This window comes from Acinetobacter sp. YH12041 (assembly GCF_013419975.1).
GTDB lineage: Bacteria > Pseudomonadota > Gammaproteobacteria > Pseudomonadales > Moraxellaceae > Acinetobacter.
On record NZ_VOZC01000011.1, the window covers coordinates 42,175 to 57,950 of the forward strand.

The 15,776-nt window shown below is 43.5% G+C and carries 12 protein-coding genes; 6 read left to right on the plus strand and 6 right to left on the minus strand.

The annotated features are described in order from the left end of the window. Positions 1 to 6: 6 nt before the first annotated feature. The 4 genes from FTU00_RS10100 to FTU00_RS10115 are packed head-to-tail and all read right to left on the minus strand — an operon-like array spanning position 7 to position 6,568. Positions 7 to 945 (minus strand): ABC transporter permease, encoded by a 939-nt coding sequence (locus FTU00_RS10100; RefSeq protein WP_004783323.1) that lies wholly within the window; start codon positions 943 to 945, stop codon positions 7 to 9. 17 nt (positions 946 to 962) lie between these two features. Next, entirely contained in the window at positions 963 to 2,966 is a 2,004-nt protein-coding gene (locus FTU00_RS10105; RefSeq protein ID WP_159123537.1) for a M3 family metallopeptidase, read from the minus strand. Positions 2,967 to 2,985: 19 nt separating this feature from the next. Next, a complete protein-coding gene (locus FTU00_RS10110; RefSeq protein WP_180179652.1) occupies positions 2,986 to 4,788 on the minus strand; it encodes an ABC transporter substrate-binding protein in 1,803 nt (600 codons plus the stop codon). 22 nt (positions 4,789 to 4,810) lie between these two features. Then, positions 4,811 to 6,568 carry an ABC transporter substrate-binding protein gene (locus FTU00_RS10115; RefSeq protein ID WP_180179653.1) on the minus strand — a complete coding sequence of 586 codons (1,758 nt, stop codon included), beginning with the start codon at positions 6,566 to 6,568 and terminating at the stop codon, positions 4,811 to 4,813. A gap of 741 nt (positions 6,569 to 7,309) precedes the next feature. Here FTU00_RS10115 and FTU00_RS10120 point away from each other — a divergent pair. The 5 genes from FTU00_RS10120 (at position 7,310) to FTU00_RS10140 (ending at position 12,644) form a co-directional block, all read left to right on the plus strand. Then, positions 7,310 to 9,976 carry a TonB-dependent receptor gene (locus FTU00_RS10120; protein ID WP_180031806.1) on the plus strand — a complete coding sequence of 889 codons (2,667 nt, stop codon included), beginning with the start codon at positions 7,310 to 7,312 and terminating at the stop codon, positions 9,974 to 9,976. Positions 9,977 to 10,125: 149 nt separating this feature from the next. Next, positions 10,126 to 10,827 carry an energy transducer TonB gene (locus tag FTU00_RS10125; RefSeq protein ID WP_086044090.1) on the plus strand — a complete coding sequence of 234 codons (702 nt, stop codon included), beginning with the start codon at positions 10,126 to 10,128 and terminating at the stop codon, positions 10,825 to 10,827. Between the two features lie 36 nt (positions 10,828 to 10,863). Then, entirely contained in the window at positions 10,864 to 11,763 is a 900-nt protein-coding gene (locus FTU00_RS10130) for a MotA/TolQ/ExbB proton channel family protein (protein WP_180017059.1), read from the plus strand. Positions 11,764 to 11,778: 15 nt separating this feature from the next. Continuing rightward, positions 11,779 to 12,204, plus strand: a complete 426-nt coding sequence (locus FTU00_RS10135; RefSeq protein WP_005234255.1) for a biopolymer transporter ExbD — start codon at positions 11,779 to 11,781, stop codon at positions 12,202 to 12,204. Between the two features lie 20 nt (positions 12,205 to 12,224). Then, the gene (locus FTU00_RS10140) at positions 12,225 to 12,644 is read left to right on the plus strand and encodes a biopolymer transporter ExbD (RefSeq protein ID WP_004783336.1); all 420 of its coding nucleotides are present in this window, start codon (positions 12,225 to 12,227) and stop codon (positions 12,642 to 12,644) included. Positions 12,645 to 12,697: 53 nt separating this feature from the next. Here the strand turns inward: FTU00_RS10140 and bfr are convergent, their stop codons facing one another. Then, entirely contained in the window at positions 12,698 to 13,162 is a 465-nt protein-coding gene (gene bfr / locus FTU00_RS10145; RefSeq protein WP_004783337.1) for a bacterioferritin, read from the minus strand. Positions 13,163 to 13,499: 337 nt separating this feature from the next. Between bfr and FTU00_RS10150 the strand changes: the two genes are divergently transcribed. Further along, positions 13,500 to 14,567: an aldehyde reductase gene (locus FTU00_RS10150; protein ID WP_180179654.1), complete on the plus strand. Its 1,068-nt coding sequence runs from the start codon at positions 13,500 to 13,502 to the stop codon at positions 14,565 to 14,567. A gap of 121 nt (positions 14,568 to 14,688) precedes the next feature. Here FTU00_RS10150 and rlmF read toward each other — a convergent pair whose 3' ends face one another. Further along, complete coding sequence (gene rlmF / locus FTU00_RS10155; RefSeq protein ID WP_180179655.1) at positions 14,689 to 15,663, minus strand: 23S rRNA (adenine(1618)-N(6))-methyltransferase RlmF; 975 nt, start codon at positions 15,661 to 15,663, stop codon at positions 14,689 to 14,691. Positions 15,664 to 15,776: the final 113 nt, after the last annotated feature.

Below are 15,776 nucleotides of genomic sequence, written 5' to 3' on the forward strand. Positions count from 1 at the left end.
ATTCACCTACTTCAACTGTACACGTGGATCGACCCATTTATAGATCAGATCGGCAATCAGGTTAAATAACATGGTCGCAGCCGCAACATAGACCGTAATCGCTTTAATTACCGGAAAGTCAGAACGTTCAACTGCGATAATCACTTCACGGCCAATGCCAGGGATACCGAAGAAACGTTCAATCAGGAAAGCACCGATCAGTAAAGCCGGAAGTCCCGCCATGACATCAGTAATGATTGGAATCGAAGCATTGCGCAGTACGTGCACGCCCAGAATGCGGCTTTCGCCCAGACCTTTGGCACGTGCGGTACGGACATAATCCTGATTGACTTCATCCAGAACAAAACTGCGGTAGAGACGTAAAGTCGGTGCAATACTCACCACCAGCATGATTAATACTGGCAATAGTGCATATTTGAATAAGTTTTCAGTAAAGTTATCGCTCCAGCCCTGTACCGGGAACCAGCTCAGTTCATAAGCCAAGACGTACTGGAATACGATGATATAGACCAGAATACTGATCGACATACCGATGGTACACAGCATCATGATCATGCGGTCAGTCAGTGAACCGCGCACTGAAGCTACCCCAAGTGCCAAAATGATTGAAACAATCGTTTGCAGGATAGTCAGTGGAATCAGAATGGTCAGTGATGGCCCCAAACGCGTGGTAATAATCTGGGATACCGACTCACCGGTACTCCAGCTCACGCCATAATCAAAGGTCAAAATCTGCTGGATGAAAATCCACAGTTGTACGTAATAAGGTTGATCGACCCCGAGCTGCTGGCGGATATTTTCAATCTGCTCAGCATTGGCCATTTTACCGGCCAGGATATAGGCCGGATCTCCCCCGACCCAGTTAAATAACAGGAATATCAGCAGAATCACCCCCAGCATGGTGGGGATCATTTGCCAAATCCTTCGAATAATATATGCCAGCATCGCTTTCCTTCCTTGACTTAATGTCCTGAAATTTCATTAAAGAAAGCTTTGCTGTCCGGATCACGGCCCAGAAAATCCTTAACCATCTGATCGCCCGGCTTTTGTCCGCCTTGTGCTAGTACAGTCTCGCGATAGTGCATGCCGACTTTTGGATCCATCAGATGGTCTCCATAAGCAGACAACATATCGAGTGCCAGCACTTCAGACCACATATAGCTGTAATAACCCGCCTGATAGCCACCCATCAAATGTCCGAACTGACCCGGGAATTGCTGACCTGGAACAGAGCCCAACGCAGTTTTACTTTCCATATCTTGCCAGAGTTTTAATGGATCAATACTTTTCGCATCTTTACCGTGCAGGGCCATGTCGTACTGAGCATATAAAGTCTGACGGGCATAATGCAGGCCGCGACCATAATTTTTCACATTCTTTAAGCGCTCGGTCATGGCTTCATCGACACGAGGACAAGCGGGTTCACAGTAGTCTGCTACTTTAGATAAAGTCTCGAAGCGGCGCGCCCACTCTTCATACATTTGCGAAGGTGCTTCAACAAAGTCACGCTCTACCGATGTACCTGACTGCTCGGTATAACGGGTCTTTGATAAAATTCCGTGCAGCGCATGCCCCATTTCATGCACAAAGGTTTCCAGCTCATTACTGTTCAGACCCTTACGATTAAAGTTAGTCACCAAAACAGAGACCGGACGGCGATGATTTAAACGGCTGCCACCATAAACGCCCCAAACTGCAGCATGGCCATATTTGCCTTCACGCGGGTATTTATCGACATAAAGTCCGCCCATAAACTCACCAGTGGCTTTGTCATGCACGGCATAGTATTCAACTTCATCGTGCCAGGCTTTGACTTTTACCGGCTTGAATTCAATCCCATATAAATCGGAAGATATGGCAAATAACCATTTTTGCGCCGCTTCAGTCGGGAAATAATCACGCAGTTTTTCCTGATCCACCTTATATTTGGCCTGACGCAGTTTTTCACTCCAGTAGCCTTGGCTCCAGCGCTCAATCTCTGCTTTTTCCAGCGGAATTTTTAAGGTTTCTGCCTTGAACTGACGTAATTCTTCAACATCCTGCTTTTCTAATGGCGCAACTTTGGCATAGACCTCATCCAGAAAACTATTGACTGCTTCTGGGGTTTTGGCCATGCGATCTTTTAAGGCAACATAAGCATAGCTGTCTTTATCGAATAGCTGGGCCAGTTCATAACGCAGATCAATAGCCTTTTTCATGTATTCGAGGTTTTTCTCAGTCCCTCGGCGGGTATAGGCAGTCTGATAACGTTTACGAGCTTCATCACTCTCTGCCAGCTCCATAAATGGCTGATATTCCGGATAGTCGAAGCCGAGCAGATAATTGCCCTTTTCATTTTTCTTTAAACCGGCGATATAGCTCTCAGGTAAACCTTTCAGCTCTGCAACAGTGAATTCAACTTTTTCAGGGTTATCACGTACATTCTTGGAATAGTCCTGCCCCAGTTTGGTACTTTCTTCAATAATCTCCTTCAGACGCTTCTGCTTCTCTGCGCTGAGTTGTACCCCCGTTTTTTCAAACTGATTCAGAATATCTTTCAGGAATTTTTCATCGACCGGATCTGTGGCTTTCAGTTTCTTGAACTGGGCATACAGTTTTGGACTCTGATACATGGAAGTCAGGTATTTACTGATTTTCAGCTCACAGTCATCTGCTGCCTGACGCAAGGCCGGATCAGGATCAACATTGCTATATAGACCGATTGGCGAAACAAAATCACCGATCGATGCCTGCAATGTATCCCAAGCTGCCAGATAAGGACGGGCTTCAGCCTTATTTTTGATTTTCTGGCTTTCAAATTTCTGGATATCTTTTTGCATTTTATCCAAATTGGCATCGCACAATGCCGGAATTTCTGCAGCCTTGAATAAAGGCAAAAGCTGGGTTTGGGTCTCTGCCATGACGGTTTGAGATCCCCCGATCATCGCCAGACAGAGTGTGGTAAATTTCAAGTGTTTTAATGTCATCATCATCTCCAGCTTTTTCTTACTTTTTAGTATCAATATCGATATACATCCATTCTGTAGACAGAATCGGATGGGACTTGTGCCCAATAACATGAGGTTGCGCTAATGCATTACGGTAGGTGCTATACAGCATCATGGTGGGCATATTGACCTCCAGAATACGGGTCATTTTGCGATAAACCAGATCCCGTTCAGGACCCGGTGGCATGCTCTGACTCTGTTCATATAAACGGTCATATTCCGCATGCTTGAAACAGGCATTATTGGTGACATTGACGTTTTTGCCATAGAACAACTGCATGAAGTTGTCAGCATCCGGATAGTCGGCAATCCATGCAGAGCTTTTAAACATGGTTTTACATTGCTTTTCCAGCTTGATGCCTTCAGCAAATGGCATGGCCTTACTGGTCAGTTTGATATGAATATTATCTAGGGTCTTTTTCCAGAATTCGCCCTGTTGCTGACCACGACTGGTATTGGCCGTAATCAGTTCAATCACCAGAGGTTTGCCTTCAGGAGTTCTCCGCCAGCCATCCGCACCGATCTTATAGTTATAGCGATCCAGCAACATGTTGGCTGCCTTGACCGAATATGGTGTACTGGTTTTATAAGCGGGTGAATAGCCTGCAACTCCTGGCGGAATAGGCATGTGCAGCTTTGCACCATCTCCTTTAAGGAGTACGCTAATCATATTTTCAACAGAAAAAGCCATTGCCATCGCACGACGTAAGGCAATTTTTTCTGGCGTAAAGCCACCTACTACCGGATCTTGCATATTCCAATAATGGTAGTTAATCGATGGCTCCAACATGCGTGACAGCTTGATGCCTTGCTTGACCAGCTCAGGTTTTAACTTGTCACCATCCAATGCCTGCACGACCAGATCGCCGTCGATTTCCACCAGATCCAGTTCATTTTTCTTGAATGACAACATCCGTGATTGGGCTTCTTCAATGACACGCACATCAATGGTGCCGATTTGAGGCATTTTTTTGCCCTGCATCGCACTGACAATCGCCTGGTCTTCTGCACTATTGGCTTTATAATTCCAGACAAAACCACGGTAAGCCGGATTTGGCTTTAAGATAATGCGTGATCCCGGTGTCCAGCGACTAAGTACATAAGGCCCTGTACCGACCGGCTTACTCATCACCCAGCCAGCTTTGTCTTTATACTTTTCAATGACTTCGCGTGCGACTGCGGCAGCCGGACCATGTGCCAGCAACATCGGAAAGTTCTGATCCGGATTATTCAGCTTGAGTACCAAGGTATAGCGATCTGGAGTCTGAATGCCTTCAAATGGATTTTCATAGACTTTGCCATTTTTTTTCGCCATGGCTGTCCATGCTTCCAGCCCTTTGATCCGACCATCCAGCAACCAGCTATTTGGTGAATTAAGTTTTGGATCTAAGAGACGCTTTAGAGAATAGGCATAGTCATAGGCGGTCAGTTCACGTTTTTTACCGCCAAAGACCGGATCATCTGCAAAGTAAATGCCCTTTTTAACTTTAATGGTATAAGTCAAACCGTCTGCACTGACTTGAGGCATATCTACCGCAGTCAATGGCACCAGTTTCGCTGGGGAGGCCAGATAATCATAGGTATATAAGGTTTCGAAAATCGCCGAGTTAATCTTGGCCGAATAACGGTCATGGATATAACCGGGATCGAAACCGGTTTCAGCCGCGGGAAAGACCGTTTTTAAGACTTTATTCGGATTGGCAGGATTGGCAGCCCATGTGGGTGCAGCACCTGCCATCATTAAACTGGCCACTAAAACCCCACTGGCCAGCTTTTTTAAAGTGTTTGTATTCACATTCATACTGGTTCTTAATCTTCTCAAGTTATTTTTTAACAGGTTCAATATCCAGATATTGCCAAACTGCCCTGGTCACCGGATGTGCCTTAAAGCCCTGTACCTGTGGGTGAATCAGCCAGTTGCGTACCCGGGTATTGTGCAAAATCCATGGATTATCGGCCTCCATCTGGCGGTTCATCTGCTCATAATAGGGAGTACGTTGCTGAGGTGGCAGCTTCATTGCGGTTTGATACAGCGCGTCATAGGCTTTAGAGGTATAGCAGCTCAGGTTACCTTGCTGGGCATTTGGGCCATACAGCAACTGAGCAAAGTTTTCCCCTTCCGGATAATCTGCAATCCAGGCGCCACCCCACATCATATGTTTGCACTGGGTGGCTTCTTTTAAATTGTCGGCAAAGTTACTGACTTTAAATTCAACTTTTACCCCGATTGCATCCAGGTTCTTTTTCCATAGCTCCGCAGAAATAACGGAAGAGCTTGAGCTAGTCGAGTTCATTTTCAGAACCAATGGTTTGCCATCAGGCAAGGTGCGATAACCATCGGCGCCTTTCTTGTAGCCAAAACGATCGAGCAGTTTATTGGCGAGTAATGGGTTATAGGCAATACTGCTTCTATAATTCGGGTTATATCCGCCCACGCCTTCAGGAAGAATTATTTCAGCTTTAACAGCATGCCCCTTATATAGCTGCTGGATGGCTTCTTTCTGGTTATAGGACAAGGCAATGGCACGGCGTAGTGCAATTTTTTCCAGTGAGTTCCCACCAATCACCGGATCACGCATATTCATGATGGTATAGGTGATTTCCGGTTCTTTATTCGGATAATGCAGGATGCCTTTTTTCTTGTATTCACTTTTCAGCTGCTTATTTTCCAATGCCTGTTCAGCGCCACTTGCAGTCAGTTTGTCATAGTCTAATTGTCCAGATTTTAAAGCCAGCCAACGTGATTGTTCTTCTTCAATGATACTGATCTTGACCTTGCCGATTTGCGGCATCTGCTTGCCTTGCATGGCCTTGACAATCCGTTGATCCCACTCTGAACCATCCCCCTTAAAGTTCCAGACAAAACCGCGATAATTTGGATTAGCAGTTAATTCAATACGGCTACGCGGCACATATTTGTGTAACTGGTATGCCCCTGTTCCGACTGGATGCTGACCTACCCGATCGCCATAATATTCGATGACTTCGCGTGCAGTACCAGCAAAAGCGACATAGGCCAGAATGTAAGGAAAGTTCAGGTCGGAACGGGTCAGGGTAATTTGTAAGGTATATTTATCTAGGGCTTTTAAACCGGGAATAGGTGCATCGTAGTTGAACTTGCCAGTTTTTTTGGCCTGCTGGATAACTTGATCTGCGCCAAGAATTTTGCCTTCGATAAAGGAAAAAGAAGGCGAATGGCTTTTCGGATCCATCACCCTTTGCATGGAATAAATATAATCCCGGGCAACCAGTTCACGCTTCTTGCCCTGAAAGGCTGGATCCGGACTGAAATAAATTCCTGGCTTGATTTTAAAGGTATAAACTTTGCCATCCTGTTCAACCACGGGTAAAGACTCGGCGGTATTCGGAGCCAAAATTGCAGGCCGGGCCAGATAGTCATAACGCAACAAAGGCTCGAAAATGGCCTCAGCCACGCTACCACTATAAAAATTATAGGTTTTGACCATATCAAAACCGTCATCAGGTGCTTCGAAAGCCAGGTTTAAAATTTTATCCGGATGTGCAGATGATTTTGCTAAAGCCATCCCCCCTGATGTTACTGCCAGTGCTAAAACTGTCATCCTTAAAATTACTGATTTCAAATTCACACCTATTTTTGTTTATTTAAATCATTAAAATGATTAAGGTTTTTTAAAAGCATTTAATCTCTTCTGATTTGCTTCATGTTTTTTTATTTTTCAACATTCCGCCTATCTTATGAATCTAGCGTTTGAAAGCTAATTTCATGCCACTCTATACTTTAAGTAACAATTAAGTTCTTTTTACAACAAAAAATATATTTTTATTAATCATTTAAAATAATAATAATTTAGGCAATTACTTAGATACTATCTGCAGTATTTACTGCACTAATCCTACAATGACTTTCACTTTATTGCACAAAAATAATTCGCTAGTGGGTCATTTTATAGCACATTCCAATTCAGCCATTCGTAATCCAAAAAAATAAATCTATATTTTTTAATAACTAAGAATATGTCTAAAAATTAAACAACCACCCCTCATAACTCATATTTCACTTACATTAAAGAATCTAAAAATATCGATTAGTTCACATATTTTTCAATTAATGTTTAGAGTTAATCAATAAATACTGATTTGCAATATCATTTTTTCTTATTACTTCCAATACAGCTCATCTGTTTTCCCTGACGCACAAGTTCTCTCTTTCTAAGACCCTATAAATTAAGCATTTCTTAATATATTGAATATTTTTAGAAGAATTCTGACTAAGTTGGCACTTGCTTTGCTTAAAAAAAATACAGCATTATCTTCACACAACAAGAAAGGTGAACTTTACGATGAAAATAAACAAACTAGTCGGATCTATGGGGGCTCCAACCGTCAGCAAAAGACTACTCAAGTTAAGCGCACTCAGCTTAAGTATGATGTGCTTGTCTTTGGCACATGCAGCCGATGAACCAGAAAACTCTGCCGCTCAACCTACCAAGGTTCAAAAAGTGACAGTGACAGGTTCATCTATTAAAGGAGTAGCTGCACAAAGTGCATCTCCTATTACTGTGCTTAAAGTCGAAGATCTGGTGAATCAGGGGGTCACCACGGTTGAAGAAGCAATTAATAAAGTAAGTGCTAACCAAGCTGGTTTTGCTGTTTCTCAAAATATTGGTAAAAGTAATACTTCAGGCTCTTCTGCCAACCTGCGTGGGATTGGTACTGATAAGACCTTAGTTTTATTAAATGGGCGTCGTTTGGCTAACAGCCCATTTAGTACTTCTGAAGTTAACCTGAATATTATTCCGCTCGCGATGGTTGAGCGAATCGAGATTCTGCGTGATGGTGCTTCTGCAGTATATGGTGCAGATGCAATTGCCGGCGTAATTAACTTTATTATCAAAAAGGAATACCAAGGTTTCGGTATTTCTGGTGGACTGCAAGCACCTGAAGAAAAGAATGGCGACAAATATGATGTCTCTATTTTCGGTGGTTATGGTGATCTGGATGAACAAGGTTTCAACGTTTACGGTGTAGTCGATTATCGTACTTCTGACATGATCATGGCCAAAGATCGTAAAGTCAGCCGTCGTGGTGGTTTAATTCCAGAGTTAAACATGGCGATCGGTTCAAGTGCCGGCTTCCCTGCCAACCTTTTAGATTCAGGTGTAGGTGTAGTTAACCCTTATATCAATCAAAACTGTAATAATGCACCAAATATGTTTGTATCTGGTACACGTTGCTTGTTAAACACTCAAGCACTCATTGGTATTACTCCAGAAGAAGAAACTTTTTCAGCTCTAGGTAAAGGTACCTTCAAATTAACCGATTCATTAAATGCGGTTGCTGAATATATTTATACTGAAAGTAAAGTAAAAACCTCGATAGCACCTGATGTATGGGGAGGTAGTCTTTCTATTCCAAATACCAGCAAATATTATCCAGGCAACGGCATTACACCAGACATCGCTGGTCTGGTAGATCCAAGAGCAGCACTTTATTTACGTTCACAATCAGGTAACCGTGTTTCTCAATCAGAAAATGAATCAAACCGCTTTTTTGCAGGGATTGAAGGTGAAGTCTACGGTTGGGATGTAAATGGTGGCGTTACTTATGCCAAAAGTGAAGCAACTGATAATTTTGTCAGTGGTTACCTGAATCAAAGTTTGGTTCAAGCCGCACTTAATGATGGCACCTTAAACCCATTTGGTCCTCAGGCCGCTGCAGATGCTGGGAAATGGTCTACTTTTGATGTGGCAGGTCCAACAAATATGGCAAGTCTGGATTCTACCACTATAGATTTCACTGTCAGCCGTCCAATCTATGAACTACCTGCAGGTGAAGTTGGATTTGCCTTGGGTGGTAGCTACACCACTCAGGACTGGGAAGCCAAGGTGAATGCCGATCTTGTTCGCCAGGTTCCAGGTTCTGGTATTGATCCAAATAAACCGTCAAGTTCAGGTGACCGTGATATTACTGCGGTGTTTACTGAATTACATGTACCGATCTTGCCGACTCTAGAAGCTCAACTTGCGGCACGTTATGATGACTATAGTGACTTTGGTGATACTTTCAATCCAAAAGTATCCCTACGTTGGGAACCGGTTAAAGAGTTAATGTTCCGTAGTTCTTATAGTACTGGATTCCGCGCCCCAAGTATGTGGGAAATCAACTCTTTACAAAGTGAAACCAATACTAGCACTAACTTCAATAACCCACGTTTTTGTGATGCTAACGGTCAACCGACCAGCACCCAATTTGCAGACCAATGTGGTATGCAGTTCAAGCGTAAACAAGGTGGTAACCCAGACTTACAGCCAGAAGAATCAACCTCTTTTACAGCCGGATTCGTATATGAACCAATCAAGAATCTGGTATTCACCGCTGATTACTACAATATTGATATTGAAGGTTTAGTCAGCTCAGTTACTCCTAATGACATTTTTAATGACCTTGATCGCTATGGCAATCTGATCGTTTACGCTCCAGATGGTCGTATCCAGTATTTAAATACAACTCTACAAAATATGGGTGGATTAAAAACTGAAGGGATTGACCTCAGCCTGAACTACTTAAGCCCAATGACAGCAACAGGCCGTTTTGGTTTTGGGATTGATGGTACCTATGTCATCAAAATGGATGAGCAAGAAGAACCAAACGGTGAATGGGAAGGGCTCGTCGGCATCTATGATGATCCTGCAGTCGTCCGCTGGAGACATATTGCCAATATCAACTGGTCTTATGAAGACTGGAAAATGAGACTAGAACAACAATATATCCGTGGTTATGAAGACTTTTCTCAAGAACGTGATGTAAGTGCCTATACGCTTTATAACTTTGCAGGCACCTATAGCGGATTCAAGAATTTAGAGCTAACTGCAGGTATTCGCAACATGTTTGATGCAGAACCACCTGCTTCTGATGCAACTAACAATGCTCAATATGGCTATGACCCTCGTCACGGTGATCCAATGGGCCGTACCTACTTCCTACGTGGTACCTATAAATTCTTTTAATTAATTACTTCGCAAACACTGCTGCCAAGCGGTGTTTGCGGTTTTCCCCGTTTAATTTTAGCCAAACAAAAAATAATGCTGCCTGTAACTAAAAACAATTTTCTCATCAGTGCACTATTTCCTGTTTGTCTTAAATTCTAGGAGTCATGATGGGCACAAAGTTTGAAGACTTAGAAAAAAACTCCGCCAAAAAACTGACTGGTATTGGGGTCGTTGTTTTTTTGCATATCCTGGTTGGCCTAGTACTCATGGCTGGTATGGCAAAAGACATTATTAAACCGACAGAACAGCCGGTTGAACTAATGATTATTCAAGATATTAAGCCGCCTGAACCTGAGCCACCAAAAGAAACTCCACCTGAACCACCAAAAATCGTGGAAAAAGTGGCACAAGTGCCTGAGGTGAAACCGGTTGAAAAAGTAGTTCCTGTACAGAAAACGCTTCCAACGCCAACCCAACCGACAACTGTTGCAGTACCTACTCCCGTTGCAGCGAGTCCTTCACCAAGTCCGGTAGCAGCACCGGCTCCAGTAGTCGCAGCCGCTCCAGCCCCAGCTCCTCCACCCGCTGGCGTAACTCGTGGTGTTTCACAAGGTGAAGCAGGATGTAAACGCCCAGACTATCCACGTGATGCACTGATGAATGAAGAGCAAGGTGAAGTCCTGATCTCTGTATATGTAAATACCTCCGGCAAGGTCCAGGATGCGAAGGTGAAAAAGTCGAGCGGTAGTCGTGCGCTGGATCGTGCAGCATCCAAGGCCTTCAGTTTATGTACTTTCAAGCCGGCAATGAAAAATGGCGAACCGCAAGAATCTTGGTATGACATTCCCTATGAATTTGTCCTTGACTAACAGATACAACAGATAAAGAAAAAAATCAGGAGATCCATGATGAAAAAATCACTAAAACCTTTAAAAAACATGACTGCTGCCGGTGTAATTGCCATGAGCACTTTATTACCTCTGCAAACAATTTTTGCAGAACAGTCCGCTACACCAAATACCAGTGCTGTCACTGAAACAGCGGTAACAACACCTGCAACAGCGGCCACACCAACCCCGCCCCCACTGCCTGATGAAGCTAGTGATGAAAAAGCTGGATACAATCCTTATGGCCTAGAAGCCATGTGGAAAGAAGGTGATATTGTTTCGAAAATCACTTTGTTTATTCTGGTTGTCATGTCGATCGGCACCTGGTACATCATGATCAGCAAATGCCTACAACAAGGCAAGATTCGCAAACAGGCTAAGCAAGCTGAAAATACTTTCTGGGAATCTTCTTCTCTGGATAATGCCACCGAGAACCTGGATGAAGCCAGCGTCTACCGTTTTATTGCGGAAAAAGGCATCAAGTCAACCAAAAATCATGGCGGTACATTACTTGAGCGTATTGACTTCAATACCTGGGTCACCATTTCAATTTCACGTGCAATCGACAAAATCCAGAACCATCTGAGTGGCGGTCTGGCCTTCCTTGCTACAGTCGGTTCTACAGCACCTTTCGTAGGTCTGTTTGGTACCGTTTGGGGTATTTACCATGCACTGACTGCAATTGGTATTTCAGGACAGGCATCAATCGATAAAGTTGCTGGTCCGGTCGGTGAAGCACTGATCATGACTGCAATCGGTCTGGCTGTGGCAGTTCCGGCAGTACTTGGTTACAACTGGTTAACTCGCCGTAATAAAGCTGTAATGGAAGAAGTTCGTACCTTCGGTTCTGACCTGCATGCTGTACTACTGAGCGGCGAAATCAGCTCAAACAATCCTGTTCACCGCGACACAAAATAAAAATGGGGGTCAACCATGGGAATGATGGTCAATTCAAACGACAGCGATGATGAGGTCATTGGTACCATTAATACCACGCCTCTGGTTGATGTGATGCTGGTACTGCTGATTATCTTTCTGATTACAGTACCAGTTGCAATTCATACCGTACCGGTCGATCTGCCTGAAGAACGTAATGTCCCGTATGAAACCAAGCCGGAAAATATCCAACTGGCAGTCAATAAAAATGGCGATATCTTCTGGAATGAATCCTATATTCCGGACAAGGCAATTTTATTGACCCGTTTACAGGCAGAAGCCCAGAAACGTCCTCAGCCTGAAGTGCATATTCGCGGTGATCAAAGAACAGCTTTTGAAGCGATTGATCAGGTCATCAGTACTACCCAGCAAGCAGGTATTGGCAAGATTGCATTTGTCACGACCCCGCCCGCTTCACCTTAAGATTGAGGGAGAATCCAGTTATGGGAATGAATGTTGGCTCAAATCAGGATGATGATGTAATGCTGGACGTCAACATGACACCATTGATTGATGTCATGCTGGTCTTGCTGATTATGTTTATTATCACTATTCCGTTGCCGAATAATTCGATTAATATCAACCTGCCGAATGGTACACCACCACCGACTGAGGAAAAACCGCCAGAGATTGTGAATTTGCGTCTCGATGCTCAAGGCCAGATCTTCTGGAATGATCAGCCGGTGGCGAATGCCCAAGCGCTAGAAGCCTTATTCAAGACCGTGGCGCAAAAAGCCGATCAGGATCAGATTAAAATCAAGGCTGATCGCGCAACTGAATATAAGCATATCGCCATGGTGATGGCTGCGGCTCAGCGTCTGGAAGTGAAAAAAATCGGGATTGTCAGCAATAACAATTCTTAAATCTACAGAATCAAAAAACCCAGCATGTGCTGGGTTTTTTATTATTCAATATCTTACATTTGCGACTGGATATAGTTTTGCAGACCAATCAGCTCGATTAAACGTAACTGTTTTTCTAACCAGTAAGTATGGTCTTCTTCCGTATCTGACATTTGCTGGCGCAGCATGTCACGGGTCACATAATCGCCCTTCTCTTCACAAAGTTTTACCCCTTGAGCCAGCTTTTCACGGACATGATACTCAAGCTTCAGGTCAGCTTTCAGGCAGGTCACCACATCTTCACCGACTTCAATATCGTCACGCTGCATATTTGGCGTACCTTCAAGGAACAGGACACGACGAATCAGGGCATCTGCATGCTGTGCTTCTTCCTGCATTTCATGGTCGATGCGTTCAAAGATTTTCGTCAGACCCCAATCTTCATACATACGAGAGTGAATCAGGTATTGATCACGAGCAGCCAGTTCGCCACCGATCAGCATATTTAAATAATCTACGACTTCTGGATTACCGCGCATTTGAATTACTCCCTGCTTTTATCATCTTATTATGGAGAAAAGATATTTGTTTTGCAAAAACAAAATTATGGTAAATGTCTGATTTTTATATAATTAAAATGAGAAGCACTTGCATTTACGCTCTCTGTTCGACCAAATCCCATTTATAAAACAATATCTTGCATTTTTCATTCCGTTTTTATTCAATCCAGCAAGCTGGAATATTCAAACGTTAATTTTTGTAAATATTAATAAGCACTTATCTTGTTGCTTATTTTTATCTTGGACTCACCTGTTTGGCCTGGTTCATGCATAATTGTGCCTACGATGAAAGAAGTCAAACAACAACGGTTTAAATATGACATTACAACATAGCACAGCACCTGTTCTGGTCACCGGCGCATCTGGTTATATCGCCAGTTGGGTGATCCAGAAACTTTTAAAACAGGGTTATACCGTACATGCCACTGTACGCGATCTGAATAAAACCCAGAGTTATACACACCTAGAACAAATTGCAGACAGCAGTCCGGGAACCTTAAAGCTGTTTGAAGCCAACCTGCTCAAGCCCGGTTCTTTTGATGCGGCCATGGAAGGTTGTGAAATTGTCTTTCATATGGCCTCGCCTTTTGTGGTCACTAATTATAAGGATGCGCTTAAAGACATTATTGAACCAGCAATTCTGGGTACACAAAATGTGCTGAATAGTGTCAATAAAATTGAATCTGTCAAACGTGTGATTGTCACCTCAAGTATTGCCTCAACGTATGGGGATGCGATTGATATTTTGCAAACCGAGCACACCAGTTTTGATGAATCTCACTGGAATACCACCAGTTCAGAAACCCATCAACCTTATCCATATTCCAAAGTCATGGCAGAACGCAAAGCTTGGGAAATGGCGGAAGCGCAGGATCGCTGGGACCTGATCTGTATCAATCCGGCACTGGTCTTTGGGGAATCCTTAACGCCTAATACTCAATCAGGCAGTGTGGAAGTTCTGCAACAGTTTGCCAATGGCATGACTTTACTCGGCGTTCCACCGATGTGGAATGGTGTGGTCGATGTTCAGGATGTTGCGGATGCCCATATCCGTGCTGCATTTAACCCGGAAGCGCATGGCCGTTATATTATCTGTAGTGAAACTTTAAGCCTGCTAGAAATGGGTAAAATCCTGCGTGAAGCCTTTGGTCCTAAATTCCCGTTCCCGCGCAACCAGTTGCCAAAAACGGCTTTCAAGATTTTTGGTCCTCTGGCCGGCTTTAGCCGCAAGTTTGTTGAACTCAATATGGGTTATCCAATTTTCTTTAATGCACAAAAAAGTAAGGATGAACTCGGTCTGGAATATCGTCCAGTAAAAGAAAGCTTGGTCGAACATTTCCAGCAATTACTGGATGATGGTCTGGTAAAAAAATATATTCCTTAACCGTACTCGCTCAAACCTGATCTGACAGTGACCGATTTTTTATTGTATCTGTCAGATTAAGTTTGAGCTTATGCATCAAGTCATTTATCGGCAAGCTTATGACGACTGCTTAAAAATCTACTTAAGCAGAAGCCCAACGCGCATTTTTCCACGCTTGCTGTTGCTTTGTATTTAGAAAAGTCCAAGCCACAAAACGACTCTCTTTTTGCCCCTGCGTCATTTTAATGGTTTTTACATCCACTGCACCGCACTTACGCAAGGTATTTAACAGCATAGGCAATGTGGTTTTCTTAGAAACCAGTGTACTAAACCAAAGACATTGCTCAGCAAACTGTGTGCTCTCTTGTACCATTTGGCAAACAAAGCGTTCTTCTCCACCGTCACACCACAGCTCGTTCTTTTGTCCACCAAAGTTTAACACCACTTTAGACCGATCAACCGGTTTGCCAAGTTTGCGTAATTTTTGCGTTGCTGTGGCATTTGCCTCATCTTGTGAAGCATGAAATGGTGGGTTACACAGGGTCAAATCAAAACGATCTGAAGGTTTAATCACACCTTTGAAAATATTGCTCGGTGTCTTTTGCAATCGAATCTGAATCCCCTTCCTGAGATTTGGATTTGCCTCCACAATAAATTGAGCACTTTTAACCGATGCAGGATGAATGTCTGAGCCAACAAATTTCCAACCATAACTACGATGCCCAATGATCGGATAAATACAGTTCGCACCTACCCCAATATCTAACACCTGAACTGCACGCCCTGTTGGAATTTGGCCGTTATTATTGTCACTTAACAGGTCAGCCAAATAGTGAATATAGTCTGCTCTACCCGGAATCGGTGGGCAAAGATAATCTTGAGGAATATCCCAATATTGAATGCCGTAAAAATGCTTGAGCAATGCTTTATTGAGCATTTTCACAGCTTGAGGATCAGAGAAGTTGACTGAAAGATCGTTGTATTGATTCGAGCTGACAAAAGGCGCAAGTTCCGGACAACTCTTGATTAGCTGAGGAAAATCGTAACGACTGCGGTGCAGATTTCGTGCATGTAATTGCGATTTTTGTTGCGGAAAAGATTTCTTTGCTTGCGCCATGTGTATACCAATCATCAACGGGAGAACAGAATCAATCAGGCAGGATCTATCCTGCAAATGAATCGATATTGTACGTGAATTCAACTCACATTGCCGAACCCGTCCTTGTATTT

Bases quoted from the DNA above. Each gene is read 5' to 3' on its own strand.
- FTU00_RS10100 (WP_004783323.1), bottom strand. From the start codon at position 945: ATGCTGGCATATATTATTCGAAGGATTTGGCAAATGATCCCCACCATG.
- FTU00_RS10105 (WP_159123537.1), bottom strand. From the start codon at position 2,966: ATGACATTAAAACACTTGAAATTTACCACACTCTGTCTGGCGATGATC.
- FTU00_RS10110 (WP_180179652.1), bottom strand. From the start codon at position 4,788: ATGAATGTGAATACAAACACTTTAAAAAAGCTGGCCAGTGGGGTTTTA.
- FTU00_RS10115 (WP_180179653.1), bottom strand. From the start codon at position 6,568: ATGACAGTTTTAGCACTGGCAGTAACATCAGGGGGGATGGCTTTAGCA.
- FTU00_RS10120 (WP_180031806.1), top strand. From the start codon at position 7,310: ATGAAAATAAACAAACTAGTCGGATCTATGGGGGCTCCAACCGTCAGC.
- FTU00_RS10125 (WP_086044090.1), top strand. From the start codon at position 10,126: ATGGGCACAAAGTTTGAAGACTTAGAAAAAAACTCCGCCAAAAAACTG.
- FTU00_RS10130 (WP_180017059.1), top strand. From the start codon at position 10,864: ATGATGAAAAAATCACTAAAACCTTTAAAAAACATGACTGCTGCCGGT.
- FTU00_RS10135 (WP_005234255.1), top strand. From the start codon at position 11,779: ATGGGAATGATGGTCAATTCAAACGACAGCGATGATGAGGTCATTGGT.
- FTU00_RS10140 (WP_004783336.1), top strand. From the start codon at position 12,225: ATGGGAATGAATGTTGGCTCAAATCAGGATGATGATGTAATGCTGGAC.
- bfr (WP_004783337.1), bottom strand. From the start codon at position 13,162: ATGCGCGGTAATCCAGAAGTCGTAGATTATTTAAATATGCTGATCGGT.
- FTU00_RS10150 (WP_180179654.1), top strand. From the start codon at position 13,500: ATGACATTACAACATAGCACAGCACCTGTTCTGGTCACCGGCGCATCT.
- rlmF (WP_180179655.1), bottom strand. From the start codon at position 15,663: ATGGCGCAAGCAAAGAAATCTTTTCCGCAACAAAAATCGCAATTACAT.